The sequence below is a fragment of the Corallococcus sp. 4LFB genome, assembly GCF_046520365.1.
Classification (GTDB): Bacteria; Myxococcota; Myxococcia; order Myxococcales; family Myxococcaceae; genus Corallococcus; species Corallococcus caeni.
On the sequence record NZ_JBKGHJ010000215.1, the window covers coordinates 1 to 13,494 of the forward strand.

Below are 13,494 nucleotides of genomic sequence, written 5' to 3' on the forward strand. Positions count from 1 at the left end.
GGCCCTCGCTGCGCTTGAGCGTGCCCGGGGTGCTGGTGCCGTTGTTCGCGCTGTACACCTTGCGGTTGAGCGCGGTGTGGATCTCCGGAACGCGCAGCAGCGTGGCGCCGTTGAGCGCGTCCACATAGACGCGGTCGCGCACCGGCATCAGCGCGCTCTCACCGGTGACCTTCACCTCGTACGCGAGGTGCAGGCGGCCGTCCTGCTCGGCCTTCACGTACACCAGGCGCGCGCTCTCCGCGGCCAGGCCGGTGCCCTGCGTGTCACGCAGCGCGGACGTCATGGCCGCCTCCGCGGCGACCGCCGGACGCGCGGACACGGAGCCGCCGGAGCGGGCGGAGCCGTTCGCGCCGAAGATGGCGCCCGAGCGGTCCACGTGCACCACCAGCTCCTCGCCCACCACCGGCAGACCGTTCAGCGTCTGCGCGTAGCGGATGTGCGACGTGCCCTGATCATCCACGGAGATGCGGCGGACCTGGAGGTCCGAAGCGCTCAGGCGGAACAGCGAGGCGATGGAGGGCAGCGACCCGGCGATGGCCGAGTGCACGTCCGCGGCGGCGAAGCCCGTCAGCGGGCGGTCCGCCTGGCCCAGGCGGCCCTGGATGGTGTGCGGCGTCCCATCCGCGTTGGTGCCGACAATCTGGGCGCCCGGAATCACGCTCAGGGCGTTCTGCACTTCCGCCACTTCATCGGGCTTCTGCTGCCCGTCCTGCGTGTTGGAGTCCATCTCACCGACGCCGCAAGCGACGAGGGGAAAGGCCAGCAGGGCTGAAACGAAACGAGTGCGAACCAAGGTACTGCCTCCTGCCCGGCGCAAAGGGGGTGGTCGCCGGGACAGCGCTCCTTTCAGCATTCTTCAGGCCAACTCATTAAGTCCGCGAAATGCCTCGCATTACGGGAAGGCACTGAAAAACGGCTGGCACATCAGCGCCCAGTAAATCTTCCGTAATGTGGAAGCAAACGTTACGCGAAGTCCGCAACCAGCCGTTCTCACTGGGGATTTTGACGGACGCGGGCCGCTGTCCTGAACCGTGACAGTCCGCGCCGCGGGTGTCCTCTATTCAGGCAATCCACGGTTGGCGGCTTTTCCTTGCTGTTCAAAGGATGACCCCGGATTCGCGCGGCGTGCGTCAGCGCCACACGCCGAGCAGCACCCGCGCGCGGCCGTCCATGGGGAGCTCCGCCTCCTCCACCACGGTGAAGCCGGCGTCACGGGCCACGTCGGCCAGGTGCCGCATCCACGGCTTGTAGGGCATCCCATTGTCGGAGCAGCAAGGGACGACGGCGAAGCCCAGCCCGTGGCGCGCGGCGTACTCGATGATGATCCGCGTGGCGCCGTCCGGGTGCATGCCCACGACGAGCTCCGCCTCACAGGGCTCCTCCAGCGTGAAGAGCCGCTGCGCGTACTTCACGGGCAGGTGCTTGTGGCGCAGGTCGAAGGTGGTGACGGTGCGCCCGCGCTGGGTGAGGGACTCGTTGAGCTTCCCCATCCCGCCGGCGATGTCATAGACGCGCCGGGCCTGGGGGAAGCGCGTGACGAGCAGGTCCGCGAAGAGGTCGAAGCGTCGCTTGTCCGCCATGGCGGCTCCTTCCACCCGGGCCCATCAGGCGCGGGTGCACACCGTCCACAACAGCCGTTCAATGACGAGCTTCCCGCTGGCGGAGGACTTCAGGGCCAGGTCCGCGTCCGCGCACGCCACCAGGGCGTTGAGCAACTCGCGGCGCTCGTAGCGCGCGGCGGCCTGCATGCCGAACGCGAGCGCCCACGCGTTGGGCGTCTTGCGCTTGGTGGCCTTCAGCTCCTGCTCCAGCTTCGGGAGGATGCGCGCCTCCACGTCCCGGCCGGTGCGCGGCGGCTGCCCTCCGGCGTACTTCTCCAGCCAGGCGTGGTTCTCCAGCAGCGAGCGGACGATGGACGCCACCGCGCCCAGGAGCTGGAGCGCGTGCGTGCCCTGCCCCATCGCGTCCTCGGCGTAGGAGAGCGCGTCGCGCAGCTCGCGCTTCTGGAGCGCCTCCGTCAATTCGAAGAACTCCTCCTCGCGCGCGTGGTGCACCAGCAGCGCCACGTGCTGGGCTTCGATGGTGGGCCCCTCCGAGTAGACGGCCAGCTTCTCCAGCTCCGACTGGAGCAGCCGGATGTTGCCGCCGATGCGCTCCTTGAGCCCCTCCAGCGCGCCCGGCCCCAGCTTCTTCTTGAAGGGGACCAGGAACTCCCTGGCGATCTCGCTGAGGTCCAGGTCCTTGTGGCGCGCGGCCACCTTGCGCTCGAAGAGGCGGCCCTTGTCCTGCGCGAACTTGAGCAGCGGGCTGCGCGAGTCCACGTCCGTGGCCGCCAGCACCAGCGCGTGGCCGGGCGGCACGCCCTTCTGGAGCAGCTCCAGCAGCGCGGACGCGTCCCCTTCCGGGGCGCTGATGCGCTCGTCGCGGCAGAAGGCCGCCGCCTCCTGGAGGAAGGCGAGGTCCGCCTCCGCCAGGTCCACGTTCAACTCGTCCTTCCACTGCTCCAGGGTGGGCGCGCCGGGCACGCGGGGATCCAGCTGGTCCACGCCCCAGCCCGCGCGGCCCGCGAGCGCCAGCAGCCGCCGGGGGCGCCCTCCTTGCGCTTGCCCGCCTTCCACGCGTCGCGCGCCTTGGCCAGCGCGTCGCCCTTGCCCTTCTTGGGCGCGAGGAACTCCGGGTCGCGCACCAGCACCACCTTGCGCCCGGGGAACAGCGGCAGGGTGGCCAGCTCCTGCGCCACCTCGCGCGGGGAGGCCGCGTCCAGCACCGCGAGGTTGAGCCCCATGGCGGCGTCCGGCACCAGCGTCTTCACCAGCTCGTCGGCGCCCTTGCGGACCAGGAACTCCTCGCCCCACAGCAGGTACAGCGGCCACACCTTGCCGCCCTTCACCTCCGCCAGCACCTCGTCCATGTCCGCGCTCATCGGCCCTCCACGCACAGTTCGATGAGCAGCCGCTCCAGCTGCAGCCGGGGCGCGCCGTTGCGCGAGCCGATGGCCGTGCGCGCGGACTCCAGCAGCGAGTGCCGCCGGTGCAGCGCGGCCTCCGACGTGCGCTGCGCCGCCGCCTCCGCCAGGGCCTTCAGGTCCCGGTTCGCCATCGCGTCCTGCGCCCCCGCCTTCGCGAGCGACACGTCCCGCGTCCACAGGATGAGCAGCTCCAGCGCCGTGTCCGCGTCCTCTCGCGAGCCGCCGTGGGCCTCCGCGAAGCGCAGGAGGGCCGGGAGGTCGTCACCGCTCAGGGCCTCGAAGGCGGTGAGCACGTCCTTGCGCTCCTTCAGCGCGTCCACGTCCAGCGCGAGCGCGCGGCCCAGGCTGCCCCCGGACATCACCGCGGCCAGGGCGGCGGTGTCCGCGTCCAGCTTGCGCTCCTGCTGGACGTGCCGTGCGACCAGGTCCACCGGCAGCGGACCGAAGTACACCTTGCTGCACCGGCTGCGGATGGTGGGCAGCAGCCGGTCCATGGCGCTCGCCACCAGGATGAGGGTGGTCTCCGCGGGCGGCTCCTCCAGCGTCTTGAGGAACGCGTTCTGCGCCTGGACGTTCATCTGCTCCGCGCTGACCAGGATGGCCACCTTGCGCTTGGACTCCAGGCCGCGCAGCGCCAGGCGCTCCTGGAGCTGGCGGATCTGCTCCACGCGCAGCTCCCGGCTGGGCGTGCCGGTGAAGTCGGAGCGGCCCGCCAGGCCTCGCGACACGCGCTCGGCGTCCGGCATCACCCAGGTGACGTCCGGGTGCAGGCCCTTGGTGATGCGCACGCAGCTGGTGCACCTGCCGCAGCCCACCTCCGGGGCCTCCGGGCACGTGAGGGCCTGGGCCAGCCCCACCGCGGCCAGCTCCTTGCCCACCCCCTCCGGCCCGGCGAACAGGTAGGCGTGATGCACCGAGCCAGACCGCAGGGCGGACTGGAGCGCGTCCATCGCGCGGGGCTGTCCCTGCACCGAGGCAAGCGTCATGGGGGCGTGTATCTCCGCTCGGAGGGCACCCGTCAACCGCCACCTTGACCCGTGCGCGCGCGGCCGGTCTGATTCGCCGGACGTGCTGAACTTCCTCGAAGGTCACCTCCCCCTGCTGGCGGGCTCCGTCCTGACGGTGCTCCTGCTGAGCATCCAGCGCACCACCCGGGACCCGGACCTGCGCGACGACCTCCGGGGCGCGGTCCGGATGCTGCTCGCCTTCCTGGTGCTGCGGCTGATCTCCCGCCTGCTGCCGGAGGCCACGACGCCGGAGGGCCTTCGCAAGCTCGTGCGAGTGGGCTGGATGCTCACGTTCGCCTACGGCGTCATCCGGGCCGGGGTGGCGTTCGCGCTGAAGCTGGCGCGGATGCGCTCGCCGGTGACGACGCCCAAGATCCTGCGCGACGTCATCGACTTCACGCTGTACGCGCTCGCCACCGTCCCCATCCTCCAGAGCCAGCTCAACCTGGACCTGGCGGGCCTGCTGGCCACGTCCGCGGTGCTGACGGTGGTCATCGGCCTGGCGCTCCAGGAGACCTTGGGCAACCTCTTCGCCGGCCTGTCGCTGCAATTGGACCGGCCCTTCGAGGTGGGCGACTTCATCCGCATCGGCGAGCACACCGGACGGGTGGCGCACATCGGGTGGCGCTCCATCCGCATCGCCAACTTCCGGCGCGAGGTCATCACCCTGCCCAACAGCATGGTGGGCAAGGAGCACGTGAAGAACTTCACCCAGCACCACGAGCCCGTGGGCATCGAGATGCAGGTGGGGGTGTCGCTGGACGCGCCGCCCAACCAGGTGAAGCAGGCGCTGCTGGACGTGGCGCGGGAGATTCCCCAGGTGCTGGCGCAGCCGCCGCCCCTGGCGCGCACGGTGGCCTTCACGGACTCCAACGCGCAGTACATGATCCGCGTCTTCCTCAACGACTTCGCGCTGTCGGACACCGTGAGGGAGGAGCTGCACACGCGGCTGTGGTACCGGCTGCGCCGCGAGGGGCTGGAGCTGCCCCACGCCCAGCGCACGGTGACCCTGCGCCGGGAGGCGGGGCACCGCCGCCACGAGCTGGCCGACGCCACGGTGCGGGAGCTCTTGCGCCAGGTGGACCTCTTCGCGCCGCTGGGCCCGGAGGAGCTGGAGCGCCTGCGGTGCGAAGGGGTGGTGCGCCGCTTCGGCCGCAACGAGCGCATCATCCAGGAGGGTGACGAGGGCGGGACGTTCTACGTCGTGGCCTCCGGCGAGGTCAGCGTGCGCGCCGGCACGCTCCAGTCCGAGATCACCCGGCTGGGGCCGGGCCACTACATCGGGGAGATGTCGCTGCTCACCGGGGAGCGCCGCGCCGCCACCGTCGTGGCGCTCGAGGACTCCGTGCTGCTGGAGCTGGACCGGCCCACCTTCGCGCGCCTGTTCTCCGACTATCCGGGCCTCGCCCGGCAGCTCTCCGCGATCCTCGCCCAGCGCCGCACCCAGCTGCGCGCCGTGGCCCAGGCCTCCGGCGGCGGACCGGACCACTCGCCCGAGGCGGGCCGCATCCTCGGAAGGCTGCGGGCCCTCTTCGGCCTGACGCACGAGTAGCGGGTTTCCCCGGACCGGCGCCGGGGCAGTCACGACCCGCTGTCCTGGAGTCCCAGGCGGGCTGGGAGGCATGCATCCAACCGTGTCGCCAGGGGCTTTGACGCTCGGAGGCGGAAAGGTCTAAAGGTTCACACATGCAAGTCATTCGTGGCTTTCCCGCGCGATTAGGTGCCCTGCTCCTCCCGGGCGCACTGCTGATGGCCCTGCCCCCGAGCGCGGCGGCCACGGCCCAGGTAAAGCCAGACGCGGCCCTCGCGGGCCTGGAGCGGCTGTCGCACCGCCGCGTGTTCTTCGGCCACCAGTCGGTGGGCGGCAACATCCTGGACGGCGTGCGCGGCCTGCTGCCTTCGCGGTCGCCGGCGGCGCCCGCCATCGTGGAGGTGAAGGACGCGAGCGCGACGATTCCCCAGGGCACGCTGGCGCACGCGTTCGTGGGCCAGAACGAGCAGCCGGAGACGAAGCTCGCGCACTTCGAGCGGCTGCTGGACGGCGGCGTCGCGAAGCAGGTGGACGTGGCGCTGATGAAGTTCTGCTACATCGACTTCACCTCCAGCACCGACGCGAAGGCCCTCTTCGACAAGTACCGCGCCACGCTCGCGGGGCTGAAGTCGCGCCACCCGGGCGTCACCTTCGTGCACGTCACCGCGCCGCTGACCACGGTGCAGCGCGGGGCGAAGGCGTGGTTCAACGAGCTACGCGGGCGCCCCGTCTTCGGCGTCGGGGAGAACGTGTCGCGCGAGGCGTTCAACGCGTTGATGCGGCAGACCTACGGCGGCAAGGAGCCGCTGTTCGACCTGGCGGCGCTGGAGTCGTCGCAGGCGGACGGCACCCGCGAGACCTACGAGGTGAACGGCCGCGCGTATCCGGCGCTGGTGCCGGCGTATTCAGATGACGGCGGCCACCTCAACGCGCAGGGGCAGGCGCGCGTGGCCTCCGCGCTGGTCGCCTTCCTGGCGGCCCTGCCCGAGGCGCCCGCCTCCGCGAAGGCCGGTCCCTGAGCCATGGGCCTTCCGCTGATGATGATGCTCGGCCTGGGGCCCACCGTCGCGCGTTTGAAGTTGCGCCGCTGTGAGGCCGTGGGCACCACCCCCACCGTCTGGGGCCGGGTCTGGATTCACGGCGAGGGGGAGATCCTGATCGGGGACCGCGTGGTGTTCGACGCGCGGATGGCCCCCATCGAGCTGCACGCGCAGCGGGGGGGACGCATCTTGATTGAGGACGACGTGACCATCGAAGGGGGCAGCTCCATCGAAGCGCAGTCGCTCGTGACGCTGGGCGCGCGCAGCCGCCTGGGCATGTGGTGCAAGCTGATGGACAACATGTACCACCCCGTCCGCGGCAACCGGCACGAGCGGCCGCGGTCGGTGCCGCTGGTGGTGGAGGAAGGCGTCACGGTGGGCAGCCGCTCCATCCTGCTGCCGGGCACACACCTCCAGAAGGGCGCGAGCGTGGCCTCCGGCACGGTCATCTCCCGCCGCATCCCGCCCGGCGTGACGGTGGGCGGCTCGCCGGCCCGGGTGCTGCGGCGCGAGGTGACGCGATGAAGCCCGCCATCCCTTCCCGCGAAGAGGCGCTCCAGCTGGCGCGCGCGGGCCTCCAGATGGTGCGCACGGAGGTGTTCCCCCGCGCCGAGCGCATGGTGGCCGTCGCGCGGGCGCGCTGGCTGTTCCGCGCCTTCCGCACCGGCCGGGACGTGGCCGCCTATGGCCCGGTGACCGTCCGCAACGACGGCCACGCGGAGCTGGGGGACAAGCTGACGTTCCTGGGCGGCATGCTGCCCACGTCGGTGGTCTGCTACGAGCACGCGCGGCTGCTGGTGGGCTCGGAGACCCAGTTCAACTACGGCGTGTCGGTGGAGGCCTGGGAGTCGGTGCAGATTGGCGCGCGGTGCATGTTCGCGTCCTTCGTGCGCGTGAGTGACCGGGACGGCCAGCGCATCTCCCCCATCATCATCGAGGACGACGTCTGGGTGGCCCACGGCGCCATCCTGCTGCCGGGCGTGCGCATTGGCGCGCGGTCGGTGGTGTCCGCCGGCAGCATCGTTTCGCAGGACGTGCCTCCGGACTCGCTGGCCATGGCAACCCGGCGCGCAGCATGAGCCTGGACCTGGTGGCCCGCGAGGCCACGGGCTCCTGACGGGCCCCCGCTTCCCTTCGCCCGGCGCTCAGCAAAACGCGCCGGGCGCGTTGTCTCCGCATCGCCCTTCCACACCCCGCTTCGAAAGACAGGACCTCTCCATGAGCACCCGTGACACGCTTCGCACCTTCATCATCGACACCTTCTTCGTGGACGACTTCGCGGACGACGACTCGTTCCTGCGCAAGGGCCTCATCGACTCCACGGGCATGATGGAGCTGGTGGCGTTCATCGAGACGGAGTTCCACATCAAGCTCGACGACAAGGAGCTGGTGCCGGAGAACCTGGACTCGCTGTCGCGCGTGGTGGCCTTCGTGGACCGCAAGCAGTCGCTGGCGAAGGCGAGCTGAGACGCCCATGTGCGGCATCGCGGGGTTCACCTTCCCGGCGGGTGACGCCGCGGGTCCGGCGCTTCACGCGGACCGGCTGCGCCGCATGACCGCCAGCATCAAGCACCGGGGACCGGACGCGCAGCGGGCCCTGCTCCTGGACGGCGCCGCGCTGGGGCACGCGCGGCTGTCCATCGTCGACCTGGCCTCCGGCCACCAGCCGATGCGCGACGAGGCCACCGGCCTCACCGTGGTCTTCAACGGGGAGATCTTCAATCACGTGGAGCTGCGCGAGCAGCTGTCGGGGGCGTATGCCTTCCGCACGCGCTCCGACACGGAGGTCATCCTCGCGGCGTTCCTCGCGTGGGGCATCGACTGCGTGCGCCGCTTCGAGGGCCAGTGGGCGTTCGCGCTGTGGGACCCGCGCGACCGCACGCTGTGGATGTCGCGCGACCGCGTGGGCATCTGCCCGCTGTTCTACGCGCACCTGCCGGGAGGGCACCTGGCGTTCGCGTCGGAGGCGAAGGCGCTCTTCGCGGGGGGGCTCGTGACGCCCGCGCTGGACGCGCGGGGGCTCAAGCAGACGTTCCAGCTCTGGGCGCCGGTGGCGCCGCGCACGTCCTTCGAGGGCGTGTCGCTCCTGCCGCCCGCGCACGTGGCGAAGTGGCGCGACGGGCGCTGACGCTCCAGCGCTACTGGGACCTGGACTTCGGCGTGACGCCGGACGCGGCGGACGCGCCCCGGCTGCTGGAGGAGCTGGGCGCGGTGCTGGACCGGGCGGTGCGGCTGCGGCTGCGCGCGGACGTGCCGGTGGCGGCGTACCTGTCGGGCGGGCTGGACTCCAGCCTCCTGTGCTCGCTGGCGCAGGAGCAGCTGGGGGGCACGCTGCGGACGTTCTCCGTGGGCTTCGCGCACGCGCGGTTCGACGAGCGCACGCACCAGGCGGCGGTGGCGGAGCAGCTGCGCACCGAGCACCGCGTGGTGGAGATGCGCGACGGGGACATTGGCGCGCTGGTGCCGGGCGTCATCTTCCACGCGGAGCAGGCGATGATGCGCTCCGCGCCCGCGCCGTTCCTGCGGCTCTCCGGGTGGGTGCGCGACCAGGGCATCAAGGTGGTGCTGACGGGTGAGGGGTCGGACGAGATGTTCCTCGGCTACGACCTGTTCAAGGAGACGAAGGTGCGCCAGTTCTGGGCGCGCCAGCCGGCGTCGAAGTACCGGCCGCTGCTCTTGCGCCGGCTGTACCCGACGCTGTCGGTGAGCCAGCAGAGCGTGGAACTGCTGCGCGAGTTCTTCGGCACGGGGCTGGAGACGCCGGACGCGCTGGCGTTCTCGCACCTGGTGCGGTGGGGCAACAGCGGCCGCATCCTGCGCTTCCTCGCGCCGGAGTTCGCCGCGAAGGTGGCGGACGAGGATCCGATGGCGTCGGTGCTCGCGACGGTGCCGGAGGCGGTGGCGAAGTGGAGGCCGCTGGCGCGCGCGCAGTACCTGGAGGCGCGCACGCTGCTGTCCGGCTACCTGTTGTCCGCGCAGGGCGACCGCATGCTGCTGGGCAACGCGGTGGAGGGGCGCTTCCCGTTCCTGGACACGGGCGTGATGGAGTTCGCCGCGCGCGTGCCGGAGCGGCTGCGGCTGCGAGGGCTGGACGAGAAGTACCTGCTCAAGCGCTTCTCGAAGGGCCGGGTGCCGGCGTCCATCCTGGAGCGCAGCAAGTTCCCCTATCGCGCGCCCATCGCGGGAGCGCTGGTGGGCCCGGATGCGCCGGCGTGGGCGCGCGAGCTGCTGGCCCCGGAGGCGGTGGCGGCGACGGGCGTCTTCGACGCGCGCAAGGTGGAGCGGCTGGTCGCGAAGCTGCGCGCGCCGAACTCCGCGGAGAGCGAAGCGGACACCATGGCCCTGTTCGCCGTGGCGTCCACGCAGTTGCTGGCGCACCACTTCCTGAAGCCGAAGCCCGTGCCCCAGGCGGACGTGGACGCCGTGCAGCTGGAGGCCGCGTGAGCGCCGACACCGCGCCCTCGTGGGTTCGTGCCCACGCGGCCGCAACGCCGGACGCCCCGGCGGTGGACTCTCCGTGGGCGCGGCTCACCTACGCCCAGCTCGAAGCGCGGATGCTGGCGCTCGCGGGACAGCTGCGCGCGGCGGGTGTGGAGCCCGGGGCGCGGGTCCTCATCGCCCTGCCCCTGGGCTGCGCGGCGGCGGTCGCGGGCTCGCGGTGCAGGCACTGGGGGCTTGCGCCGTGGAGCTGGACCGCGAGACGGGCGCCGACTCGCTGACCAGCATCCTCGCGCAGACGGGTGCCCGCCACGCGGTCATCTTCGGTCAGGATGCACGGCGCTGGACGGGCCGCTCGCAACCCACCCACTTCTTCGTCGTGCACGGCTCCCGTCCGCCGGAGCGCATGCTCGGGCTGCTGAAGCCGGCCGCGTGTACGTGGCTCCAGGAGGACGGCGCGGTGGATCCGGAGGCCGGTGCCACGCCGCTGGCCGCCCTGCCCTCCCTGGCCCCGGAGGTTCCCGCGTCGATCGTCTACACGTCCGGCAGCACGGGCACGCCCCGCGGCGTCGTGCAGACGTTCGCCAACATCGCGGCGAACACGCGCTCCATCGTGGAGTACCTGGGCCTCACGCCGCGCGACCGCGCCATGCTCATCCTTCCCCTGCACTACTGCTACGGGAAGAGCGTGCTCCAGACGCACCTGCTCGCGGGCGGCTCCGTGTTCCTGGATCCGCGCTTCATGTACCCACAGGTCGTGCTGGAGGCCATGGCCGCCGAGGCGTGCACCGGCTTCGCGGGCGTGCCCCTCACCTTCGAGCTGCTGCGCCGCCAGGCCGCTCCGGAGTCGCTCGCGAACCTCAAGCTGCGCTACCTCACGCAGGCTGGCGGCGGCATGTCCCCGGACACCGTGCGCTGGACGCGCGAGGCCTTCCACCCGGCGGAGCTGTTCGTCATGTACGGCCAGACGGAGGCCACCGCGCGGCTCTCCTACCTGCCGCCCTCGCGCGCCACCGACAAGGCGGGCTCCATCGGCCAGGGCATCCCCGGCGTCACGCTGGCCGTGGTCGCGGACGACGGCACGCCGCTGCCCGACGGTGAGGTGGGGCAGCTCGTGGCGAAGGGCGCCAACGTCACCCCCGGCTACCTCAACGCTCCGGACGACACCGCGGCCATCCTCCACGACGGCTGGCTGTGGACGGGCGACCTCGCGTGGCGCGACGCGGACGGCTTCTTCTTCCTCGTCGGGCGCGCGAAGGAGATCCTCAAGGTGGGCGGCCACCGGGTGAGCCCCGCGGAGATGGAGCACGTCCTCGCGCGCCACCCGGCCGTGCTGGAGGCCGCCGTGGTGGGCGTGCCGGACGACCTGGGCGGCGAGGCCGCGTGCGCCGCCGTGGTCCTCCAGCCGGGCGCCACCGCGAAGGAGGACGACCTCCGCCGCTTCTGCCGCGAAGCGCTCCCGGCGCACAAGGTGCCGCGCCACGTGCTGTTCACCGACGCGCTCCCCCGCGGGCCCACCGGCAAGGTGCTCAAGGCCGACCTGCGCACGCGCGTGCTGTCTTCACTCTCTTCCCCTGAATCGAGGTCGCCGTGACGATGAAGTTCTCCAAGCAGGTGCTGGAACTGGACTGGGAGGCCAAGGCCGCGTCGCTGTCCGACGGGCTCAAGGAGGCCGTCCTCAAGAAGCTGCGCAAGCGCGGGCTGGTGGTCGCCGTCTCCGGCGGCATCGACTCCGCGTGCGTCGCCGCGCTGGCGGTGCGGGCGCTGGGGCCGGACCGCGTCTTCGGCCTGCTCCTGCCGGAGCGCGACTCCAGCGGCCTGTCCTCGAAGCTGGGCCGCGAGCTCTGCGAGAAGCTGGGCATCCAGTACACGCTGCACGACATCGCGCCCGTGCTGGAGGCCGCCGGGTGCTATTCGCAGCGCGACGCGGCCGTGCGCTCCGTGTTCCCCGCGTTCCAGCCGGACATGAAGTGGAAGATCGTCATGCACGGCGACCGCCTCAACACGGACGCCCTCAACGTCTTCTACGTGGTGGTGCAGGTGGACGGGCAGGAGCAGCGCTTCCGCCTCACGCCCCAGGCCTACGTGCAGATTGTCGCCGCCACCAACTTCAAGCAGCGCGTGCGCAAGATGATGGAGTACTTCCACGCGGACCGGCTGAACTTCGCCGCGTCCGGCACGCCCAATCGCCTGGAGTATGACCAGGGCTTCTTCGTGAAGCTGGGCGACGGCGCCGCGGACGTGAAGCCCATCGCCAGCCTCTACAAGACGCAGACGTACAAGCTCGCGCGGCACCTGGGCGTCATCGACGGCATCCTCAATCGCGAGCCCACCACGGACACGTTCAGCCTGGAGCAGTCGCAGGAGGACTTCTACTTCTCCGTGCACTACTCGCAGCTGGACCTCATCCTCTGGGCGAAGAACCACGGCGTCACGCCCGAGGAGGTCTCCCCGGAGATGGGCCTCACGCCCCAGCAGATCCAGCGCGTCTACGACGACATCGACCAGAAGCGCCGCACCACCGCGTACCTCCACGCGCAGCCGCTGCTGCTCGAAGAGGTCAGCGAGCTGAAGCCCTTCAAGATCGCCTGAAGCGGCCTCACCCGCCGCCGGAGCCTGGGGAACCGGACGCCGCGTCGATGGCGTCCGCGGCCTCCACCCGGAGGCGCTCCTCCGGGGTGAACGAGTCGAACAGCAGCCGCTGCACCGCGGCCTGACGCAAGGCCGCGTCCGGCTCCGTGCGGCCCAGCGCCTCGCGCTTCGCGCGGAAGTCCGCCAGCCGCTGCTTCCACTGCGCGCGCTCCGCGTCCAGCGCCTCCAGCCGCTCGGTGGCCTCCGGCCCCACGGTGGACAGCCGGTGCTGGTGCAGGTCCTCCGCCGTCGCGCCCGCCGCCCGCAGCTCCTGCTCCACGGCCTGCTGCCGCAACGGGCGCACGGCCTCCTCGCGGCTGGCGCGCACGTCCGGGGGAAGCCGCTCCTCCAGCTCGGCCATGCGCCGCTCGCGCTCCTCCTTCGTCAGCGACGCGTCCTTCATCAGCTTCAGCCGCTCCACGGCGACGGCGTCCACCGCCTCCTCCTTCCCGAAGAGGCCGTCGGCCGCGCCCGGGCCCAGGTGCTCCCGGCGCAGCTTGCGCAGGGCCTCCAGGCGCTCGGCGGTGTCCATGGGCACCGCGCCCTTCGACGCCAGCCCCCGGGCCGCTTCCAGATAGGACAGGTAGTCGTCCAGCACCTGCACCGCCTCCTCCATGGCGGCGGGGGGCAGCTTCTTCGCCCGCAGCGCCGTGAGGATGCGCTCGCGGATGAGCGACGCGGGCTCCTCGCCGGTGGCGGACAGGTAGTAGTCGAAGAAGCGGCGCAGGTCCGCGCTGGGCACCAGGTGCCCGGACGCGTCCACGAGTACGGCGCCGTCCTCCTCCGTGTCCTGGAGCGAGCCGGGCAGCGGAGGCAGCGGCGCATCCGGGGCCGGTTGCGCCGTCACGGCGGCGCCGGGACGGCGGGGGACGCCGCGCG

At 71.7% G+C, this 13,494-nt stretch carries 13 protein-coding genes and 2 pseudogenes; 10 read left to right on the forward strand and 5 right to left on the reverse strand.

The genetic code is table 11. The annotated features are described in order from the left end of the window. The 4 genes and pseudogenes from ACLEQD_RS22375 to holB form a co-directional block, all read right to left on the reverse strand. Window positions 1-793: pseudogene (locus ACLEQD_RS22375) on the reverse strand (peptidase M4); the annotation flags it as partial. Between the two features lie 337 nt (window positions 794-1,130). Then, complete coding sequence (locus ACLEQD_RS22380; RefSeq protein WP_410386571.1) at window positions 1,131-1,580, reverse strand: hypothetical protein; 450 nt, start codon at window positions 1,578-1,580, stop codon at window positions 1,131-1,133. A gap of 24 nt (window positions 1,581-1,604) precedes the next feature. Further along, window positions 1,605-2,923 (reverse strand): annotated as a pseudogene (gene holA / locus ACLEQD_RS22385) (DNA polymerase III subunit delta). Then, window positions 2,920-3,954 (reverse strand): DNA polymerase III subunit delta', encoded by a 1,035-nt coding sequence (gene holB, locus ACLEQD_RS22390; RefSeq protein WP_410386573.1) that lies wholly within the window; start codon window positions 3,952-3,954, stop codon window positions 2,920-2,922. Before holB ends, holA begins: the two are co-directional and overlap by 4 nt. Window positions 3,955-4,036: 82 nt before the next feature. Between holB and ACLEQD_RS22395 the strand changes: the two genes are divergently transcribed. From ACLEQD_RS22395 to nadE, 10 genes are all read left to right on the forward strand, one after another. Next, window positions 4,037-5,527: a cyclic nucleotide-binding domain-containing protein gene (locus tag ACLEQD_RS22395; protein WP_410386575.1), complete on the forward strand. Its 1,491-nt coding sequence runs from the start codon at window positions 4,037-4,039 to the stop codon at window positions 5,525-5,527. A 134-nt stretch (window positions 5,528-5,661) separates the two neighbouring features. Continuing rightward, a complete protein-coding gene (locus ACLEQD_RS22400; RefSeq protein ID WP_410386577.1) occupies window positions 5,662-6,525 on the forward strand; it encodes a hypothetical protein in 864 nt (287 codons plus the stop codon). A gap of 3 nt (window positions 6,526-6,528) precedes the next feature. Further along, window positions 6,529-7,071: an acyltransferase gene (locus ACLEQD_RS22405; RefSeq protein ID WP_410386579.1), complete on the forward strand. Its 543-nt coding sequence runs from the start codon at window positions 6,529-6,531 to the stop codon at window positions 7,069-7,071. Next, window positions 7,068-7,625: an acyltransferase gene (locus ACLEQD_RS22410; protein WP_410386581.1), complete on the forward strand. Its 558-nt coding sequence runs from the start codon at window positions 7,068-7,070 to the stop codon at window positions 7,623-7,625. Before ACLEQD_RS22405 ends, ACLEQD_RS22410 begins: the two co-directional genes overlap by 4 nt. Window positions 7,626-7,764: 139 nt before the next feature. Beyond that, window positions 7,765-8,013 carry an acyl carrier protein gene (locus ACLEQD_RS22415; protein ID WP_120526381.1) on the forward strand — a complete coding sequence of 83 codons (249 nt, stop codon included), beginning with the start codon at window positions 7,765-7,767 and terminating at the stop codon, window positions 8,011-8,013. A 7-nt stretch (window positions 8,014-8,020) separates the two neighbouring features. After that, entirely contained in the window at window positions 8,021-8,674 is a 654-nt protein-coding gene (locus ACLEQD_RS22420) for a hypothetical protein (RefSeq protein WP_410386583.1), read from the forward strand. Beyond that, window positions 8,656-9,990, forward strand: a complete 1,335-nt coding sequence (locus ACLEQD_RS22425) for an asparagine synthetase B family protein (RefSeq protein WP_410386585.1) — start codon at window positions 8,656-8,658, stop codon at window positions 9,988-9,990. The genes ACLEQD_RS22420 and ACLEQD_RS22425 overlap by 19 nt, the downstream gene beginning before the upstream one ends. Then, a complete protein-coding gene (locus ACLEQD_RS22430; protein ID WP_410386587.1) occupies window positions 9,987-10,265 on the forward strand; it encodes an AMP-binding protein in 279 nt (92 codons plus the stop codon). The genes ACLEQD_RS22425 and ACLEQD_RS22430 overlap by 4 nt, the downstream gene beginning before the upstream one ends. After that, a complete protein-coding gene (locus ACLEQD_RS22435; RefSeq protein ID WP_410386589.1) occupies window positions 10,229-11,578 on the forward strand; it encodes a class I adenylate-forming enzyme family protein in 1,350 nt (449 codons plus the stop codon). The genes ACLEQD_RS22430 and ACLEQD_RS22435 overlap by 37 nt, the downstream gene beginning before the upstream one ends. Window positions 11,579-11,580: 2 nt before the next feature. Further along, entirely contained in the window at window positions 11,581-12,576 is a 996-nt protein-coding gene (gene nadE, locus ACLEQD_RS22440) for an NAD(+) synthase (protein ID WP_410386593.1), read from the forward strand. 7 nt (window positions 12,577-12,583) lie between these two features. Here the strand turns inward: nadE and ACLEQD_RS22445 are convergent. After that, window positions 12,584-13,494 (reverse strand): lipase secretion chaperone (locus tag ACLEQD_RS22445; protein ID WP_410386591.1); only part of this gene is annotated, 911 nt, incomplete at its 5' end.